This is a genomic window from Pseudomonas frigoris (assembly GCF_047758635.1).
Classification (GTDB): Bacteria; Pseudomonadota; Gammaproteobacteria; order Pseudomonadales; family Pseudomonadaceae; genus Aquipseudomonas; species Aquipseudomonas frigoris.
In genome coordinates this window covers 3426523-3445371 of sequence record NZ_CP180479.1, presented here as the reverse complement: position 1 = coordinate 3445371, position 18849 = coordinate 3426523, and the positions used below count along the sequence as shown (strand labels likewise).

Below are 18849 nucleotides of genomic sequence, written 5' to 3'. Positions count from 1 at the left end.
CACACAGTCAGTTCTAACATTGTCTACAGTTTTAAATGTCGGCAGCCAGACTGCCACAACCGTGATTGTCCAGAAAAACCCGGCAAAAGTACCGGGTCTCCCCCTGACAGGAGTGCACGATGGACCTCAACCGTCGTCAGTTCTTCAAGGTCGCTGGTATCGGCCTTGCTGGCTCGAGCCTCGGCGCGCTGGGCATGGCCCCCGCGACTGCCTTCGCCGAGCAGGTGCGCCACTTCAAGCTTGCCCACACCCATGAAACCCGCAACACCTGCCCGTACTGCTCGGTCGGCTGCGGCGTGATCATGTACAGCCAGGGCGATGCCGCCAAGAACGTCGCGCAAAACATCATCCACATCGAAGGCGATTCCGACCACCCGGTCAACCGCGGCACCCTGTGCCCCAAAGGCGCCGGCTTGCTGGACTTCATTCACAGCCCCGGTCGTCTGCAATACCCAGAGGTGCGCAAACCTGGCACCACCGAGTGGACGCGGATCTCCTGGGATGAAGCGCTCGATCGCGTCGCCGACTTGATGAAGGCCGACCGCGACGCCAACTTCATCGAGAAGAATGCCCAGGGCCAAATGGTAAACCGTTGGCTGACCACCGGTTTCCTCGCGGCCTCGGCGGCGTCCAACGAAGCGGGTTACATCACCCACAAGGTTGTTCGCAGTCTCGGCATGCTGGGGTTCGATAACCAGGCGCGTGTCTGACACGGCCCGACGGTGGCAAGTCTTGCCCCGACGTACGGCCGTGGTGCCATGACCAATACCTGGACCGATATCGGCAACGCGAATCTGATCCTGGTGATGGGCGGCAACGCAGCAGAAGCGCACCCGTGCGGCTTCAAATGGGTGACCGAAGCCAAGGCGCACAACAAGGCCCGCTTGATCGTGGTCGATCCGCGTTTTACCCGGACCGCCTCGGTGGCCGACTATTACGCGCCGATTCGCACCGGCACTGACATCGCCTTCATGGGCGGCCTGATCAATTACCTGCTGACTGAAGACAAGATCCAGCACGAGTACGTGCGCGCCTATACCGACGTGTCGTTCATCGTCAAAGCCGGTTATGGCTTCGAGGACGGAATCTTCAGCGGCTACGACGCGGCCAAACGCAGCTACACGGACAAGTCCGGCTGGGGTTATGAACTCGGTGAAGACGGCTTCGTCAAGGTCGACCCGACCCTGCAAGATCCGCACTGCGTCTATCAATTGATGAAGCAGCATTACAGCCGCTACAACATCGAACTGGCGAGCCAGATTTGCGGCATGCCGGTGGATGCCATGCAGAAGATCTGGGAAGAAATCGCCACCTGCTCGCAACCGGGCAAGACCATGACGATTCTCTATGCGCTGGGCTGGACGCAGCATTCGATCGGTTCGCAGATCATTCGCAGCGCGGCCATGGTGCAATTGCTGCTGGGCAACGTCGGCATGCCGGGCGGGGGCGTCAATGCCTTGCGCGGGCACTCCAACATCCAGGGGCTGACCGACCTCGGTTTGCTGTCCAATTCGCTGCCGGGCTATCTGACCCTGCCGGGCGACGCCGAGCAGGATTACACCGCCTACATCACCAAGCGCACGCAAATGCCGTTGCGTCCGGGGCAGCTGTCCTATTGGCAAAACTACGGCAAGTTCCACGTCAGCCTGATGAAAGCCTGGTACGGCGCGAATGCCACGCTCGAAAACCGCTGGGCTTATGACTATCTGCCGAAACTGGACATCCCGAACTACGACATCCTGAAAGTGTTCGACCTGATGGGCCAGGGCAAGGTCAACGGCTACATGTGCCAGGGCTTCAACCCCATCGCCGCGTTGCCTGACAAGAACCGGGTGATGGCGGCGCTGGCCAAGCTGAAGTGGCTGGTGGTGATGGACCCGCTGTCCACCGAAACCTCGGAGTTCTGGCGCAATGTCGGGCCGTACAACGACGTTGAAACCGCTGGCATCCAGACCGAAGTGATTCGCCTGCCCACCACCTGTTTCGCCGAAGAAGACGGCTCGCTGGTCAACAGCAGCCGCTGGCTGCAATGGCACTGGAAAGGTGCCGACGGCCCCGGCGAAGCGCGCACCGATGTGCGGATCATGAGCGAGCTGTTTATCCGTCTGCGCCAGCGTTACCAGGCCAACGGCGGCGCTTATGCCGAGCCGATCCTCAAACTGTCCTGGCCGTACAAAATCGCCGAGGAGCCTTCGCCGGAAGAATTGGCCAAGGAAATCAACGGCTATGCCACCACGGACTTCACTGACGCTACCGGCGCGGCGATCAAGGGCAACGCGCAACTGGCCGGTTTTGGCCAGCTCAAGGACGACGGCAGCACCGCTTCCGGTTGCTGGATTTTCTGCGGCAGCTGGACTGAGGCGGGCAACCAGATGGCCCGGCGCGACAACAGCGACCCGTACGGCATGAAACAACATCAGGGCTGGGCCTGGGCCTGGCCGGCGAACCGACGGATTCTCTACAACCGCGCTTCGTGCGACCCGCAAGGTAAGCCGTGGGACGAGAAAAAACGTCTGGTGTGGTGGAACGGCAAAGTCTGGGGCGGCACCGATGTGCCGGACTTCAAGGCCGACTCGCCACCGGAAGCCGGGATGAATCCGTTCATCATGAACCCCGAAGGCGTGGCGCGGTTCTTTGCCGTCGACAAGATGAATGAAGGACCTTTCCCCGAGCACTATGAACCGTTCGAAACGCCGATCGGCATCAACCCGTTGCACCCGGAAAACAAGAAAGCCACCAGCAACCCGGCGGCGCGGATCTTCGATTCGGTGTGGGATTCCTTAGGCGTGGCCAAGGACTATCCATATGCCGCGACCAGCTACCGGCTGACCGAGCATTTCCACTTCTGGAGCAAGCATTGCAAGCTCAACGCGATTGCCCAACCCGAGCAGTTCGTCGAGATTGGTGAGGTGCTGGCCAAGGAGAAAGGCATCGTGGCCGGCGACCGGGTCCGTGTCAGTTCCAAGCGCGGACATATAGAAGCGGTGGCGGTGGTGACCAAGCGGATTCGTCCGCTGCAGGTCAACAATCAGGTGGTGCACCAGATCGGTATCCCGCTGCACTGGGGCTTTACCGGGCTCACGCGCCACGGTTACCTGACCAACACCCTGGTGCCGTTCCTCGGCGATGGCAACACTCAGACCCCGGAATCCAAGTCATTCCTGGTCAACGTGGAGAAAGTCTAAATGGCCAGCCAAGACATCATCGCCCGTTCGGCCACCACGACCGTCCCGTCCTCGGTGCGCAATCAAGAGGAAGTGGCCAAGCTGATCGACACCACCAAGTGCATTGGCTGCAAGGCATGTCAGGTTGCCTGCTCGGAATGGAACGAGCTGCGCGACGATGTCGGCCACAACCTCGGCACCTACGACAACCCTCAGGACCTGACCGCAGAAACCTGGACCTTGATGCGCTTCACCGAGCACGAAACCGACGCCGGCAATCTGGAGTGGCTGATTCGCAAGGACGGCTGCATGCACTGCGCCGAGCCCGGTTGCCTGGCGGCGTGCCCGAGCCCGGGGGCGATCATCAAGCATGCCAATGGCATCGTCGACTTCGACCAGGACCATTGCATCGGCTGCGGGTATTGCATCACCGGTTGCCCGTTCAATATCCCGCGAATCTCGCAAAAGGATCACAAGGCTTATAAATGCACGTTGTGCTCAGACCGGGTGGCGGTGGGGCTGGAGCCGGCCTGCGTAAAAACCTGCCCGACGGGCGCCATAGTGTTCGGCACCAAGGACGACATGAAAGAACACGCGGCCGAAAGGATCGTCGACCTCAAGAGCCGTGGCTTCGAACACGCAGGCTTGTACGACCCGGAAGGCGTCGGTGGTACTCACGTGATGTATGTGCTGCACCATGCCGATGAGCCCCGGTTGTATGCCGGTCTGCCGGACCACCCGACCATCAGTCCGCTGGTGGAACTGTGGAAAGGCGTGAGCAAACCCTTGGGGTTGCTGGCCATGGGCTTGGCGGTGCTGGCCGGGTTCTTCCACTACGTGCGCATCGGGCCGCAGCTGGTCGAGGAGGACGAACACCCGACCATCCCCGATCCCGCCGTGCATGAAATCGACCCATCGGTGCATACCTATGATCCGAAGGGGGAGGACAGGCCATGAACGACAAACCGATCCTTCGTTACACATCAAACCAGCGCACTAACCATTGGCTGGTGGCGATTCTGTTTTTCATGGCGGCACTGTCGGGGCTGGCGTTGTTTCATCCGGCGTTGTTCTGGCTCAGCAACCTGTTTGGCGGCGGGCCTTGGACGCGCATCCTGCATCCGTTCATGGGCGTGGTGATGTTTGTGCTGTTCCTTGGGCTGGTGATCCGTTTCTGGCGGGCGAACTTCTTTATCAGCAACGACCGGTTGTGGCTGAGGCGAGTCGGGCGGGTGATCAAGAATGAGGAGGAGGGCGTGCCGCCCATCGGCAAGTACAACCCTGGGCAGAAGCTGCTGTTCTGGACCTTGCTGATTTGCATGCTGGTGCTGCTGTTCAGCGGGCTGGTGATCTGGCGTGCGTATTTCAGCGAGTACTTCGGCATCACCAGCATTCGTTGGGCCATGCTGCTGCATGCGTTGGCGGGTTTCATCCTGGTGCTAAGCATCATCGTTCACATCTACGCCGGCATCTGGATCAAGGGTTCGGTCAGCGCCATGCTGCATGGGCGGGTCAGCCGCGCCTGGGCGAAAAAACACCATGAACTGTGGTACCGCGAAGTGACCCGCGACGAGCACCCCGACCGGCCGATCAGCAAAAAAGGATAACCCCCTTGGCGACGATTCTTGAGCCTGGCGAGATCGAAGCGGCGGCGAGTTCACCGCCGTTTCTCTACCTGCCTCCGAAAAACCTGTTCACCTTGCGCGCCTTGCGCCTGGAGCGTCTGGTCGTCGGCCATCCACTGGCCGATTACCTGCGGCTGGTGACCGGCCTATGCCACGTGCAGCAGGGTCTGATGGACGATCCACCCGTGGCCGCCATGCCCGATGCCCAACGCATGCGCGTGTGCCAGCAACACGGCTTGCCGCCGTTCGCCGCCGACAGTCTGGTGCGCGAGGACCATTGGCTGCCGTACCTCGAAACTCTATTGCAGCGTTACCAGCCACCACCGCAACCTGCTGTGGAAAAAGCCGTGGCGACCTTGCGCAGCGCCCACGTCGGGCAACTCAAGGCCTGGGCGATTGCGCTGGTCAGCGGCCAGTTCACCATGCTGCCCGCCGCCGTGGTGCCGTTTCTCGGCGCGGCGTTGCAGGTGGCCTGGAGTCATTGGTTGCTGAGTACACCGGACCTTGCGCTGAAACCCGGCGACAGTCTCAGCCAATGCCCGGCCTGCGGTTCGCCGGCCATGGCCGGGGTGATTCGCCATCGCAGCAAGTACAACGGCTTGCGGTATCTGGTGTGCTCGCTGTGTGCCTGCGAATGGCATGTTGTGCGGGTCAAATGCGTGTATTGCGAACAGAGCAAAGGCCTTGAATACGTCAGCCTCGATGACGACCGCTACGCCGCCAATCAGGCACCGTTACGCGCGGAGGTCTGTCCTGGCTGCGGCAGCTACCTGAAACTGCTTTACCTGGAAAACGACGCCGAAGCTGAAGCGCTCTCGACCGACCTGACCAGCCTGCTGCTGGACATGCGCCTGGAGCAGGAAGGCTACCAGCGTCCAGCGCCTAATCTTCTGCTTGCACCCGGAGGTGGCTGAGCTACCCCTTTGAGCTCTGCCTTTGAGCTCTGCCTTTGAACTCTGCGGCTACACTCAGGCGCTACGATCATTCGTAATCAGGAGCGCCTGATGTCCTCCAGATCCGCCAGCCAAACTCTGCGGCTGCCTTCCATCGACAGTCTGCTGCGCCATCCCGCCTGCCAACCGCTGGCCGAGCGTTATGGGCGTGACGCGTTGTTGGCGAATTTGCGGCAATTGCTGGATGACTTGCGTGAACAGGTGCTTTCAGGGGAACTCGACGCCATTGAGATCACGCCTGAAGTGTTGGCGGGCAGGGCGGGTGAACGCCTGGCCACCCAGCATCGCAGCAACGTGCGCCGGGTGTTCAATCTCACCGGCACAGTGCTGCACACCAATCTGGGGCGAGCGTTGTTGCCGGAGGAAGCCATCGACGCCGTGCAGAGGGCGGCCCGTTATCCACTCAATCTGGAATTCGACCTGCACAGCGGCAAGCGCGGCGACCGTGACGATCTGATCGAAGGCCTGATCCGCGAGTTGACTGGCGCCGAGGCGGTGACGGTGGTCAACAACAACGCCGCAGCGGTGTTGCTGACGCTCAACAGCCTGGGCGCGCGCAAGGAAGGCATCATTTCCCGGGGCGAACTGATCGAAATCGGCGGCGCCTTCCGCATTCCCGACATCATGGCGAGAGCCGGGGTCAGGCTCCACGAAGTCGGCACCACCAATCGCACCCATGCCCGCGATTACGAGGCGGCCATCGGCCCCCGTAGTGGTTTGGTGATGCGCGTCCATGCGAGCAACTACAACATCGAAGGCTTCACCGCTCGGGTGCCGACCGCCGAGTTGGCGCAACTCGCGCATAAACACGGTTTGCCATTGCTTGAAGACCTCGGCAGCGGCAGCCTGCTGGACCTGACGCGCTGGGGCTTGCCCGCCGAACCGACGGTGCGCCAGGCGCTGATCGATGGTGCGGACATCGTTACCTTCAGCGGCGACAAACTACTGGGTGGGCCCCAGGCCGGGTTGATCGTCGGCCGCAAAGACCTGATCGCGAAGATCAAGAAGAATCCACTCAAGCGCGCCTTGCGGGTCGACAAACTGACCCTGGCCGCCCTCGAAGCGGTGTTGGGCCTGTACCGCGACCCTGATCGACTGGCTGAGAGGTTGCCGAGTTTGCGTCTGCTGACCCGACCCCAGGCGGACATCCTCGCGCTGGCTGAGCGCCTGCAACCCTCGCTGGCCAAAGTCTTGGGCGACGGCTGGAGCGTCAGCGCGGTCCCGGCGCTGGGCATGATCGGCAGCGGCAGCCAGCCGGTGGCGCGATTACCGAGTGCCGCGCTATGCCTGCGGCCGCACGCGTCCAAACGTCTTCGCGGACGGCAGCTGCACGGTATGGAAGCGGCCCTGCGTGCGTTGCCGATTCCGGTGCTCGGGCGCATTGATGACGATGCGTTGTGGCTGGACCTGCGGCAACTGGACGATGAGCCGGCGTGGCTGGCGCAACTCGATCAAATTGCAGGAGCCGCAGAGTGATCGTCGGCACCGCAGGGCACATCGACCACGGCAAGACCGCCTTGCTCCAGGCCCTGACCGGTCAGGCCGGCGACCGTCGCCGAGAAGAACGTGAACGCGGCATGACCATCGACCTCGGCTACCTGTACGCGGCGCTGGAACCGCAAGCGCCCCTGACCGGTTTTATCGATGTGCCCGGTCATGAGCGTTTCACCCACAACATGTTGGCGGGGGCTCAGGGCCTTGATCTGGTGTTGCTGGTGGTCGCGGCCGACGACGGCGTCATGCCGCAAACCCGCGAACACCTGGCCATCGTTGAACTGCTGGGCATCCCTCGGGCAATGGTTGCGATCAGCAAATGCGACCGCGTCGAACCGTCCAGAGTGCAAGCCGTTCGCGATCAGATCCAGACATTACTGGCACCGGGGCCTTATGCCAACGCGCCGCTGATTGCGCTGTCGAGTGTGACCGGGGAGGGCATCGAGACCCTGCGACAAGCCTTGCTCAAGGCGCAGCGTGAAGTCGTTCAACGCAGCACCACCGGTGGTTTTCGCCTGGCGATCGATCGCGCCTTCAGCGTGGCCGGCGTCGGTATCGTGGTGACCGGCACTGCGTTGTCTGGCGTGGTGGCGGTGGGCGATACGCTGATGCTCGGCCCGCAGGGCAAACCCGTGCGTGTACGCGGCCTGCATGCACAGAATCGGGCCGCCGAAGTCGCAATGGCCGGACAGCGAGTCGCGTTGAACCTGAGTGCCGAACGCTTGGCCCTGGAGCAGATTCATCGCGGTCACTGGTTGCTGGCCGAGTGGCTGTACGCGCCGACCCAGCGAGTGGATGTCGACCTGCAATTGTTAGCCAGCGAACCGAAAGCCTTCGAGCACTTCCAACCTGTGCACGTTCACATGGGGACTCAGGATGTGACCGGGCGGGTGGCGTTGCTGGAAGGCGCCCGCCTGGCGCCGGGTGAACGGATGTTTGCGCAACTGCTGCTGAATGCGCCGGTGCAGGCGGTGATGGGCGATCCGTTGATCCTGCGTGACCAGAGCGCCCAACGCACCCTCGGCGGCGCGCGGGTGCTCGACCCGTTTGCACCGACCCGACAACGCCGAAGCCCCGAGCGGCTGGCGCAGCTACACGCCCTCGCCACATGCAATCAGTTGGAAGACAGCCTGCCGGCGTTATTGGCCAACAGCGATACCGGGCTCGATCCGCAGCGTCTGGAGCGTCAGTTCAACCGCCCCCGCAACACGTGGGTTTTGCCCGATGACGTGCGCCTGATCGACACCCGCCAAGGTCCATTACTGTTCAGTGCTGTCCGCTGGGAAGCACTGAAAGCACCATTGCTGGAACACCTCGCACGCTTTCATCAACTGGAACCGGATCAAATGGGCCCGGACCGGGATCGCCTGCGGCGGTTCACCGGCACCGCGCTGGACCGTCCGACGTTCATCAGCCTGCTCGACGAGTTACTCGCCAGCGGGGCCATTGCCGCCAGCGGGCCATGGCTGCATTTACCCGATCATCAGGTGCGTTTGAGCGAAGACGACGAAGCCCTGTGGCAACACTTGCAACCGTTGTTTGAACAGGCTGGTTTTGATCCGCTGTGGGTGCGTGACCTTGACCATGACGAGGCGGCCGTGCGCTTGCTGCTGTGCAAAATGGCGAGGTTGGGATTAGTGCATCAAGTCGTCCGTGACCTGTTCTACACCGATACGATGATTCGTCGATTGGCGGCTATGCTTGTGCAACTGGCCGCGCAAAACCCGGTGATTCAGGTCACGGCGTTTCGTGATGCAGTGGGCCTGGGTCGCAAGCGCAGCATCCAGATTCTCGAATACTTCGACCGGATTGGCCTGACGCGACGGTTTGGCGACAAGCGCCATATCCGCCTCGACAATGCCTTGGCCCAAGGCACCGAGCACTGACTTCAAGGAAGGCAATCGCGCCCGGTGGCGCGGCCGGGCTTCAAACCCGGTTGGGGACGGCATCCGTTCCCGGGCAGGTTCGACTCCGGCTGCCTTCCGCCATTTTTCCTCTCACTTGAGCAACCGGGTATCCAGCCCAAAGCGTTCCTGAGAAACAAGTTTGAATTGATCCGCGGCCAAGTCGCAGCTCACCAATAGATTCCACGAATGACGGGTAACCGCAGACGGGATGAGCAGAAAGGGATGCTCGGCCAGTAGCTCATCAGCAAACAGCTGCTGATTGGGCGAGAGTTGAGACGGGATGAGCCAATTCGGGTTCGGCACATCATCGGGCTGAACAACCTTGATGAAATTCGAATCCAGCACTTCGAAGCACGTCAACACGTGAGGCACCATATCCAGCGTATCGAAGCCTGCGTGGGCTGCGACTTCCAGAATGGCAGTGGACGGGTCGGCCGAAGCGTAAATAACCCGGCGGCCGGGAGGGTTCCAACGACCACCGGATTGCTGCGCACCAATGCCACTGTCCCACGTGTCCTTGAAGACCTCGCGGTCAAGGCGCCAAGCGTGCCACTTCCCATCCCAGGGCAGAGGATTCATTGATAAACCCCGTGTTCAATCCGGGTCAAATAGTCCTCGACTACCTGGAAGCCAAGCGAGTTGTCGATCAGCTCCAGCGGGATATTTCCGTCCAGGTATTTGCAGGGTTTCTTCAACCAATCCTCAGCCAACTGCTGATTGCCAAACACGTTGATGGCGTGCTCCAGGGCCTGCGCATACTGGAAGGCGACTGTACTTTGTTGCTGGTTTAGCCGCACTGGTTTGGTCTCCTTCGCCAAGCGCTGGACAGTCCTGAGGGACTTCCCTGTAATGCGCTGAACAAGGCCGTGCGCCATGTAAAGATCGGATATAGAAAGCATGTCCCTGACGTCGCTCAGGTCAAAGCCTTCCTTTGTGTATCGGATGATCAACATGCGCGTATCACCTTCGCGGCCATGTAACAGCACCTCAGTCGGCTTTCGGGTGACACTTTTTGTCTCCGTCGCTACGACTGCTTTTCCTGTGGATTTGACGGCAGGCTTGTCTGCTTGATTCGCGGCGGGCATACCGATTACCTCCATACGACATTTGACGTAATCATAGCGCCAAATGTCGCAACCTGCGCAATTGAGTTTGACCAAGCCTGCCGGGCGCCAGACGCTCTCTCTCTTGCCTGACTTGAGCTACCACGTTAAACGTCGCGCGTCCGACGGCCAACCCGAAAAACTTGTGGGACAAATCCTCTATTTTTTGATTTTCGACACCACTTGTGGGACCCGCGCTAGCGCCAAATCCACACAGTCAAGATCGCGCGTTCCATCTGAGTAGTCACGATCCTCTGTGGCGAGGGGGCTTGCCGGAATGCTGCTCCACCCCGTTCGGCGCTGTAGCAGCTGTCGAGCTTGCGAGGCTGCGTCCGGCTGCGTAGCAGCCGCAAGGTCAGACATTGCGGTGCGTCAGACGCACCGCATACACAGGGTTTACGACTGCTTCGCAGTCGGACGCAGCCTCGCAGGCTCGACAGCTGCTACAAAACAGGCGTTGTTGCTGAAATGGCACTACCACAGAGCCGAGTTTTTCGCCGTGCAGGGTTGTCGATCACTGCATCACATAACGCCCAGGCGCCGACTCAATCGCCGGGTATTGGGCGTTACCGGTATGCAGCACCGAGGGCTGGCGTTCGCCGGACTGTTCAGCCAGCCAGACGAACCAGTCATTCCACCAGCTACCGGAATGTTGCTGGGCGTTCTTGAACCAGGTTTCCGGATTTTTGGTGACCCGGTTGTTGGTCCAGTAGTGGCGTTTTTCCTTTGCCGGCGGGTTGATCACCCCGGCGATATGCCCTGATGCGCCCAGCACAAAACGCTTGGTCCCGGAGAGCAACTCGGTGCTGGCGTAAGCGCTTCTCCACGGCACGATGTGATCGTCATGGGTGGCGAGGATGTACGCTGGAGCATCGATGGCGCGCAGGTCCAGTTTGACCCCGCAACAGTCCAGCTCACCGGATTTCAGGTCGTTCTGCAGATAGGTGTGGCGCAAATACCAGCAGTACATCGGGCCCGGGAGGTTGGTGCTGTCGTTGTTCCAGTACAGCAGGTCGAGGGGGATCGGTTTCTGGCCCTTGAGGTATTTGTCGACGTTGTAGTTCCACCACAAGTCGTTGGGACGCAGCAGCGAGAAGGTATTGCCCATGTCCTCGCCCTTGAACAGGCCGATGGGGCCATCTTGGCCGCCGATGGTGCGCTCGCGGTAGGCCACCAATTGTTCGTCGACGAAGATGTCGATGGGGCCGGTATCGAGGTAGTCGAGGAAGGTGGTCAACAGGCTCACGCTGCCAATCTCGCGGTCACCGCGCGCCGCCAGGACCGCCAGCGCCGAACTCAACAGGGTGCCGCCGATGCAGAAGCCGACGCAATTGGGCCGCTGCTCGCCGCTAATTTCGCGGGTCACTTGCAGGCCTTTGATGATGCCGGTTTCGATCAGGTCATCCCAGGTGGTGCCAGCGTGCTCCTGGTCGAAGTTGCGCCACGACATCAGAAACACCGGGTGCCCTTGTTTCAACAAATGGCCAACCATCGAGTTGTCCGGGCGCAGGTCGAGAATGTAGTACTTGTTGATCGACGGCGGCACGACAAACACCGGACGCTGGTACTGGGTTTCGCTTTGCGGGTAATACTGGATGAGCTGGAAGAGTTCGTTCTCGAACACCACTTCGCCGGGGGTGTTGGCGAGATCGACACCGACTTTGAAGGCGCCGGCGTCGCACTGGCGCATCTTGCCTTCTTGCAGGTCGCTGGCCAGGTGCAACAGGCCGGTGAGGAGGCTGCTTCCCTGAGTATCGACGACACGTTGCAGCGCATCGGGGTTGCTGGCCAGAAAGTTACTCGGCGCCCCGGCGGCGATGGCTTGTTCCACCAGATAGAGCAGGCGTTGGCGCGGTTTTTTGTCCGGGATCGCTAACGTGTCCAGCAGCTTCAGCAGAAACCCTGCGTTGAGCAGATAAAAGGCGGCGAGGGAGCCGAACAGTGGCTGGCTCCAGTTGCCGCTGGAAAAACGTCGATCGTCGAAGCTGAATGGCTGACCGGTCAGCAGTTGCTGGCCGAGTTCGCCCCATTGCTGTTGGTAATCCGATTGAAGGCTGTCCAGGGTGCCGCGCGGCAGGTCAAACCACTCGTTGTATTCCTGGCCGGTAAACCACGGATTGCTACTGACCCAGAGACGTAATTGTTGCACTGCAAAGGAGGCAATGAACGGAACCTGGCCTGACCAGAAGGTGTTGAAGGTATGCGCGTTATTGTCCATGGAGCTCCTTGCCCACATCAGTAAACCGGGTAGAAAAAAACCGCGGCGCCGGACTTCGGCGCCGCGTCAGCAACTTAAGCAAACACTCCTGTGTTTCTAGCGCTCGATGACCAGGCTGACGCCCTGGCCGCCACCGATGCACAACGTAGCCAAGCCTTTTTTGCCGTCGCGACGAATCAGCTCATGCAACAGCGACACCAGAATCCGCGCACCCGATGCACCGATCGGATGACCCAGGGCAATCGCGCCGCCATTGACGTTGACTTTGCTGGTGTCCCAACCCAGTTCCTTGCCGACGGCCAGTGATTGCGCGGCGAACGCTTCATTGGCTTCGATCAGGTCGAGGTCGTCCAGGCTCCAGCCAGCTTTGGTCAATGCCAAACGGGTGGCCGGTACCGGGCCAATGCCCATGATCGACGGGTCCACGCCAGCGCTGGCGTAAGCCTTGATGCGTGCCAGCACCGGCAAGCCGAGGGCCTTGGCCTTGGCGGCGCTGGCCAGCAACAGCACGGCGGCACCATCGTTGAGGGTCGACGAGTTGCCGGCGGTCACGCTGCCGTTTTTCTGGAACGCGGGTTTGAGGTTGCCCAGCGCTTGCAGCGTGCTGTCCGGACGCGGCTGTTCATCGGTGTCGAAGACCAGCGGCTCACCTTTGCGCTGAGGGATCAGGATCGGGGTGATTTCACGCTTGAAGTAACCGGCTTCGATGGCAGCAGCGGCTTTCTGTTGCGAGGCCGCGGCGAAAGCGTCCTGGTCTTCGCGACTGAGCTCGTACTTCTGCGCCAGGTTCTCGGCGGTGATGCCCATGTGGTAGTCGTTGAAGGCGTCCCACAACCCGTCCTGAATCACGCTGTCTTGCAGTTGCGCATGACCCAGACGCAAACCGGTGCGGGCCTTGGGCAGCACATACGGCGCCAGGCTCATGTTTTCCTGACCGCCGGCAATGATGAGTTCGGCGTCGCCGCAACGGATGGCCTGGACCGCCAGTTGGACAGCCTTGAGGCCCGAGCCGCAGACCTTGTTGAGGGTCAGGGCAGGGGTGGTATGGGGCAGGCCAGCCTTGATCGCCGTCTGGCGTGCCGGGTTTTGCCCCGAGCCTGCGGTGAGTACTTGGCCGAGGATCACTTCATCGATCTGCGAGCCGTCCAGACCGGTCTCTTCCAGCAAACGGCGAATGACCGCTGCGCCCAGCTCGGTGGCTGGAATCGCGGACAAGGCACCTTGAAAACTGCCAATGGCGGTACGAGTAGCGGCAACGATTACGACTTCGTTCATGCGTGACCTCATTAAGATTTTGTCGAGCGGAAGCAGGGCATCCATGCCCTGACAGGTCTACTGCATGTTCATGCCGCCGTTGACCGAGAAGTCGGCCCCGGTGCTATAGGCTGATTCATCGGAAGCCAGCCAGGCCACGATGGAAGCGATTTCTTCAGGTTGGCCGAGGCGCCCGACCGGTGTGGCCGCGATCATGGTGTCGAGAATGTCCGGGCGGATGGCCGCGGTCATGCTGGTCTGGATGTAGCCTGGGGAGACGGTATTGACGGTCACGCCCTTGCCGGACACTTCCCGGGCCAGGGCCATGGTGAAACCATGGATGCCGGCCTTGGCCGCGCTGTAGTTGGTCTGGCCGAACTGGCCGCGCTGACCGTTGATCGATGAGATGTTGATGACCCGTCCCCAACCCTTGGCCAACATTCCTTCAATCACCTGTTTGGTGGTGTTGAACAGGCCGCTCAGGTTGGTGCCGATGACCGCGTTCCAGTCTTCGGGCGTCAGTTTGCGAAAGGAAGCATCACGTGTGATGCCGGCGTTGTTGACCAATACATCGATCGGGCCGTACTGCTCGCGAGCCATCTCGAACGCTTTGCGCGTTGATTCCCAATCGGTGATGTCGCCGTAGATGCATTCGAATTGATAACCCGCCTCCAGTTGGCTCGCCATCCATTCTTTCTTGCGGGAGGAATCTGAGCTACAGCCCACGATGACCTTGAATCCTTCCTTGTACAGGCGTTGGCTTATCGCAGTGCCAATCCCACCCATACCACCCGTGACCAACGCAATACGACCAAGCGACTTCATATGCTCTCTTCCTTTTTGTATTTTGCGTTGCAAGATGGGGGGATTGTTCGGCATAGACGGGGTGTGCGGAAGTGTTGAGAGGTGACGGTCTGGTGTCCAACGGTGCCATGCACGAAATGAAATAGAACTATTCGACACTGCTGTCGTCGCCTCGAAGCGTTCGTGTAGCAGCTGCCGAGCCTGCGAGGCTGCGTTCGGCTCGGGCCGCGTTCGGACGAAGCAGTCGTAAAACCGGACACCGTGGTCTTTCAGCCAAACCCGTACGCAGGATTGCGAGGACTTCGGTCGAGCGCGACCCCGGCTCGAACGCAGCCTCGCGGGCTCGGCAGCTGCTACAAGGTGACGACTGACCTGAAATAGTGGCTAAAAGTGAGAAGTACCTATACTGGGATCAATATTGGCAACTGAACCACCCGTTAGTATTTGATTTATCGCAGATCAGTCATGGCTCCGGACAGGATGTTCGGTTCCACAGGTCATTGAGGACGCCATGTATAGAATGAGTTCGGGCTATGCCAGCGTGCTGGTAAATACGCTCTCGGCTCAAGGACTGGATGTTGCCAGTCTGTGTCGGGAGGCTGAACTAGACATACAGCTCGCGAACAAACCAGGAGCGTTTTGCGAGCGAAAGGCTATCTATCGACTATGGGATCTGGCCGCTCAGGCCTCGGGTGATCCGGACATTGGCTTGAGGGCCTATGGAAGTTTCCACCCCGGCAGCTTTCAGATCGTCGGCTACACCATGATGTCCAGCCTGAATCTGAAAAAAGCCCTTGAACGACTGATCCGTTTCAGTCCGTTGATTGGCACTGGATTCAGCCTTTTCTTCACATCGGAACAGCACAATTACCGACTGTCCGGGCTCGATCATCAACAAAAAGGCTCGGTCAAACCTCGCCAGTACACCGATGCAGCGCTGGCTTCATTGCTGGGTTTCTGCCGTAAGCTGGCGGGCAGCAACTCACCGCAACCCTTGAGCGTGGGATTCACCTATCCCGAACCTGAAGACACCTCCGAGCATCGACGGCTGTTTGGCTGCGACCTGCATTTTGATGCGGCTTACGACAGCATTTTGTTTGACGAGCAGGAGCTGCTGCGTCCGTTGAGCATGGCCAACGAAGCGTTGGCGGTCATGCATGACAGTTTTGCCGAGGCTCAACTGGATCTGCTGTTTGGTTTTTGCATTGTCGGCCGGATTCGCGCGCTGCTGACCGAGCGCTTGAGTCAGGGCCAGGGGCAATGCGACATGGAGTCGATCGCGGCGGCGTTGAACATTAGCAAGCGGACGCTGCAACGCGCGCTGGAAAAGGAAGGGACGCAATTCAAGGACGTGCAGAACGCGGTGCGCCGGCAATTGGCCGATTTCTACCTGCGCCATTCTCACTTCAACATGAAGCATGTCGCGTATCTCCTTGGTTTTCATGATCACAGCAGTTTCAACAAAGCCTGTAGCCGTTGGTTTGGCATGACACCCGGTCAGTATCGGGCCGATGAATCGTTTGAAATCGAGGAAGCCGCGTCGGTCTGACGCGGTCCTGTGTGGCGAGGGGATTTAGCGAAACGTCGCACCGCCACACAGGTTGCTCATCAGGGTGCAGGAGGTTTCTTCGCGCCTTTTTTGCCCTTGGCGGGTTTGCGCGCTTTTGTCGGCGCTACCGGGGCAATCGGCTCAGCGACGACCACCGCGGCCTTTTGTTTGACGGACTCTCGCACGACGACCGGAGTTTGCGGCTTGATCGGCTCAGGGGTTACCACCGGGACTTTCTCTTCGATGGCATCGGCTTCACCGGGTGGTTGGGTCAGGCTGAAACCCGGCAGCGGCACGTCCAGCAGCGTGTGCAGCTCACGCCAGAAGGGGTTGTCTGCGCCGCTGGTCAGCAGTTCCGGCAGCAAATTGGCGACGGCCGCCAGCACTTGCTGGCGTTCTTCGACCTCGGCAAGCATCAAGGGCAGGCTGTTCAGGCTTTCTTGCGGGTGGGTGGCGACCAGCAGTTTTTGCAGGCGCAGGGTTTCGCGCAGATCAAGCGGCTCGGCACTGTAGTCCTGAAGCAACACTTGCAGTTGCTGGATCAATTTTTCGACGCTTTCCTTGCCTGGCTCGTCGCTGTCGCGGCCCAGCAGGAACAGGATCCGTATCAAGGCTTCCATCAGGCCGCCAAGGGGCAGGGCATCCTGCAAGCGCTCGATCAATACCTTGTCGTGCTGCTCTGCATGTTCCTGAAGATTTCGCCCGGGTGCATTGCCGGTGAGGCTGTTGAGTACGCCATACACGCCGTAGAAACACATTTCCTGAGCCGCATCGCGCAGATCCCGATAGCCGTTCAAGGCGTCCTGCACCTGGTTGGAAAACAGTTCCTGCCAGACCAGCAAAGGGTTGCTCTGGCTGGCGGGGTGGCGATCCTTGCTCACTTGGGCGGCACTGCCTGCCAGCCACCACAGCGCCGGGTTCAAACTGCTCCAGGCCACTTGTTGCTGATGGAAAGGGTGCGCCCTGCGCAGCATTTCGGCGCTCGGTTCGTTGATCAGCTGGCGCAACCACGGGCGTATGAATTCGTCGTACACACTGTTGTTGATGTCGGACGCGCGCTGGACCAGCGCAAATTCGCGATCGTCATCACGGGGCGGCTGCACCTGGCCATGGATGTCGGCGATACGCCGGCGTTCGAAACGCACGGCATACGGCGTCGCCGAATTCTCCGGCAGGTCTTCGATCAGCATTTCATACAGCCCGGCTGACAGCGCATTGATCGCATCGACCGCACCGAGCAATTCACGGTGCTCGCGCCGCGCCACTTCACCGGACACGAAGATGCCCAGGTGACCGATGCTCGCGTGCCGCAGGTACACGATGGTGCGTCCGGCATTTTGCAACGCGAGATCGCTTGGATAGACGTCGGAGATCCAGTCCAGTGCCTGTTGCGGGGGGGTGATGTTGTCGCCATACGAGCAGAACACCACCACCGGCACTTCGATCAGCTTGAGGTCAAGCCCGCTACTCTTGCGACCGAGGCCGCCGGACAGCCGATTGCCGATGAACAGGTCGTCGACAATCATCTCGATCTCTTCGCCATTGAGCAGGGTCGGGCTGCCCCACCAGCGTTCGAAATCCAGAAAGCGTGCGGCCTCGCTGTCGACTTCGCTGAACAAGTGGTAGTACTTGCCCCAATAGGTGTTGGCCGGGTCCAGGTTTTCGAAATTGCTGACCAGCCAGGTGCCGTCGAAACGGTCATTACCAAGGTCGCTTCCCAGGCGCGCCATCCAGCCACCGCCCAGCAAACCGCCGGTGTAGCGCATCGGATTGCGGCCATTGACGCCGGCCCAATACGACAACGGCGCACCATTGACAATGATCAGACCCGGCAGCTCTGGCCGGGTGGCCGCGAGGCCCATTAAGGCCCAGCCCGCCTGGCAGTTGCCGATTACCACGGGTTTGGTGCTGTCGGGATGTCGGGCGCTGACGACTTCGATGAACCGCGCCTGGGCTTCGCTGATATCGGCGAGGGTTTGCCCAGGGCGGGGCGAGTGGCTGAAGGAGACGAAGTAGGTCGGGTGGCCGGCTCTCAGGCTCTCGCCGATGACCGAATCCTGTTTGAAACCGCCGATCCCCGAGCCGTGGCCGCCGCGTGGGTCAATGATGATCACCGGCTGTTTTTTGCTGTCGATCTGTTGACCGGGGCCGCCGAGGATTTGCAACAACGAATAGTTGACCGGGCGGGGCAGGTCTTCGCCGGCGACCAGCGTTTCATGATTGAACTTGAGCAGCAGCGGATACCCGGCGCGTTCGTGGGCCAGGGTGTTGTCGCCGCGCTGGCGCAAGGTATCCCAGAACAACACGCTGCGTTGTCCGAGGTCCGTGAAGTATTCCTGCCAGTCAGCAGGCGTTGGCTGTCGGAGTTGCCCAAGGCTTAAAGGCGCGAAGGTTTTTGCCTGGCGCTTCTGCACGGCGTCGAGGACGTTACGGGTATTGAGGCGTTGCAGATGATTGAGGTGCTCGAACAAGCCTGCGGGTTCGGAGAGCTTTTCATCTTGCAGCGCAATATTAACTTCCTGACCCATCGTGATCTCCTGACGCTATGCATGGCAACCTGCGCATCTGAACCCTTTAGTTAAAGAGGACTAGGCTGGCCGTTCGATAGTCTGGAGTTTATAGCGAATAGGGAGGGCATGAGCAAAGTTTATTTTGCACCGCACAAAAATAGACGTTGCCAAATAGTTTTGTGCACTGCAATATCAAGGCTAACGCGATGACTGGCCGGATCGCTATCGCGTCCTCAGGTCCATCAGGGCCTTCCAGTACCAGGAGATT

Annotated in this window: 13 protein-coding genes and 1 tRNA gene; 8 read left to right on the top strand and 6 right to left on the bottom strand. The window is 60.3% G+C overall.

Translation table 11 applies throughout. The annotated features are described in order from the left end of the window. Nucleotides 1-119 precede the first annotated feature (119 nt). The 7 genes from fdnG to ACMXYH_RS15765 all read left to right on the top strand — a co-directional run bounded on the left by fdnG (nucleotide 120) and on the right by ACMXYH_RS15765 (nucleotide 9224). On the top strand, nucleotides 120-3185 hold the full coding sequence (fdnG, locus tag ACMXYH_RS15795) for a formate dehydrogenase-N subunit alpha (RefSeq protein WP_415764064.1): 3066 nt from the start codon (nucleotides 120-122) through the stop codon (nucleotides 3183-3185). Next, nucleotides 3186-4121: a formate dehydrogenase subunit beta gene (gene fdxH, locus ACMXYH_RS15790; protein ID WP_415764063.1), complete on the top strand. Its 936-nt coding sequence runs from the start codon at nucleotides 3186-3188 to the stop codon at nucleotides 4119-4121. It abuts the gene before it with no gap. Further along, nucleotides 4118-4771 carry a formate dehydrogenase subunit gamma gene (locus ACMXYH_RS15785; RefSeq protein WP_415764062.1) on the top strand — a complete coding sequence of 218 codons (654 nt, stop codon included), beginning with the start codon at nucleotides 4118-4120 and terminating at the stop codon, nucleotides 4769-4771. Before fdxH ends, ACMXYH_RS15785 begins: the two co-directional genes overlap by 4 nt. A 5-nt stretch (nucleotides 4772-4776) precedes the next feature. Continuing rightward, the gene (fdhE, locus tag ACMXYH_RS15780; protein ID WP_415764061.1) at nucleotides 4777-5703 is read left to right on the top strand and encodes a formate dehydrogenase accessory protein FdhE; all 927 of its coding nucleotides are present in this window, start codon (nucleotides 4777-4779) and stop codon (nucleotides 5701-5703) included. A gap of 90 nt (nucleotides 5704-5793) precedes the next feature. Continuing rightward, nucleotides 5794-7218, top strand: a complete 1425-nt coding sequence (selA, locus tag ACMXYH_RS15775) for an L-seryl-tRNA(Sec) selenium transferase (RefSeq protein WP_415764060.1) — start codon at nucleotides 5794-5796, stop codon at nucleotides 7216-7218. Then, nucleotides 7215-9122 (top strand): selenocysteine-specific translation elongation factor, encoded by a 1908-nt coding sequence (gene selB, locus ACMXYH_RS15770; RefSeq protein ID WP_415764059.1) that lies wholly within the window; start codon nucleotides 7215-7217, stop codon nucleotides 9120-9122. The genes selA and selB overlap by 4 nt, the downstream gene beginning before the upstream one ends. A 6-nt stretch (nucleotides 9123-9128) precedes the next feature. Further along, nucleotides 9129-9224 (top strand) — tRNA-Sec (locus ACMXYH_RS15765). Nucleotides 9225-9233: 9 nt separating this feature from the next. On the opposite strand, the gene ACMXYH_RS15760 is transcribed toward ACMXYH_RS15765, so the two are convergent. From ACMXYH_RS15760 to phbB, 5 genes are all read right to left on the bottom strand, one after another. Further along, nucleotides 9234-9722, bottom strand: coding sequence for an RES family NAD+ phosphorylase (locus tag ACMXYH_RS15760; protein WP_134421893.1), 489 nt, complete (start codon nucleotides 9720-9722; stop codon nucleotides 9234-9236). Further along, nucleotides 9719-10228, bottom strand: a complete 510-nt coding sequence (locus tag ACMXYH_RS15755) for an antitoxin Xre/MbcA/ParS toxin-binding domain-containing protein (protein ID WP_129444166.1) — start codon at nucleotides 10226-10228, stop codon at nucleotides 9719-9721. The genes ACMXYH_RS15760 and ACMXYH_RS15755 overlap by 4 nt, the downstream gene beginning before the upstream one ends. Before the next feature lie 532 nt (nucleotides 10229-10760). After that, the gene (gene phaC / locus ACMXYH_RS15750) at nucleotides 10761-12464 is read right to left on the bottom strand and encodes a class I poly(R)-hydroxyalkanoic acid synthase (RefSeq protein ID WP_415764058.1); all 1704 of its coding nucleotides are present in this window, start codon (nucleotides 12462-12464) and stop codon (nucleotides 10761-10763) included. A gap of 96 nt (nucleotides 12465-12560) precedes the next feature. After that, on the bottom strand, nucleotides 12561-13739 hold the full coding sequence (locus ACMXYH_RS15745) for an acetyl-CoA C-acetyltransferase (RefSeq protein WP_415764057.1): 1179 nt from the start codon (nucleotides 13737-13739) through the stop codon (nucleotides 12561-12563). A gap of 57 nt (nucleotides 13740-13796) precedes the next feature. Further along, nucleotides 13797-14543: an acetoacetyl-CoA reductase gene (phbB, locus tag ACMXYH_RS15740; RefSeq protein ID WP_129444160.1), complete on the bottom strand. Its 747-nt coding sequence runs from the start codon at nucleotides 14541-14543 to the stop codon at nucleotides 13797-13799. Nucleotides 14544-15033: 490 nt separating this feature from the next. On the opposite strand from phbB, the gene ACMXYH_RS15735 reads away from it, so the two are divergent. Further along, nucleotides 15034-16071: an AraC family transcriptional regulator gene (locus ACMXYH_RS15735; RefSeq protein ID WP_415764056.1), complete on the top strand. Its 1038-nt coding sequence runs from the start codon at nucleotides 15034-15036 to the stop codon at nucleotides 16069-16071. A 59-nt stretch (nucleotides 16072-16130) separates the two neighbouring features. Here ACMXYH_RS15735 and ACMXYH_RS15730 read toward each other — a convergent pair whose 3' ends face one another. After that, a complete protein-coding gene (locus tag ACMXYH_RS15730) occupies nucleotides 16131-18599 on the bottom strand; it encodes a DUF3141 domain-containing protein (RefSeq protein ID WP_415764055.1) in 2469 nt (822 codons plus the stop codon). Between the last annotated feature and the right edge of the window lie 250 nt (nucleotides 18600-18849).

Coding starts and splice junctions, on each gene's coding strand:
- ACMXYH_RS15760 (WP_134421893.1), bottom strand. CDS start 9,722: ATGAATCCTCTGCCCTGGGATGGGAAGTGGCACGCTTGGCGCCTTGAC.
- ACMXYH_RS15735 (WP_415764056.1), top strand. CDS start 15,034: ATGTATAGAATGAGTTCGGGCTATGCCAGCGTGCTGGTAAATACGCTC.
- phbB (WP_129444160.1), bottom strand. CDS start 14,543: ATGAAGTCGCTTGGTCGTATTGCGTTGGTCACGGGTGGTATGGGTGGG.
- ACMXYH_RS15755 (WP_129444166.1), bottom strand. CDS start 10,228: ATGCCCGCCGCGAATCAAGCAGACAAGCCTGCCGTCAAATCCACAGGA.
- ACMXYH_RS15745 (WP_415764057.1), bottom strand. CDS start 13,739: ATGAACGAAGTCGTAATCGTTGCCGCTACTCGTACCGCCATTGGCAGT.
- selA (WP_415764060.1), top strand. CDS start 5,794: ATGTCCTCCAGATCCGCCAGCCAAACTCTGCGGCTGCCTTCCATCGAC.
- phaC (WP_415764058.1), bottom strand. CDS start 12,464: ATGGACAATAACGCGCATACCTTCAACACCTTCTGGTCAGGCCAGGTT.
- ACMXYH_RS15785 (WP_415764062.1), top strand. CDS start 4,118: ATGAACGACAAACCGATCCTTCGTTACACATCAAACCAGCGCACTAAC.
- fdxH (WP_415764063.1), top strand. CDS start 3,186: ATGGCCAGCCAAGACATCATCGCCCGTTCGGCCACCACGACCGTCCCG.
- ACMXYH_RS15730 (WP_415764055.1), bottom strand. CDS start 18,599: ATGGGTCAGGAAGTTAATATTGCGCTGCAAGATGAAAAGCTCTCCGAA.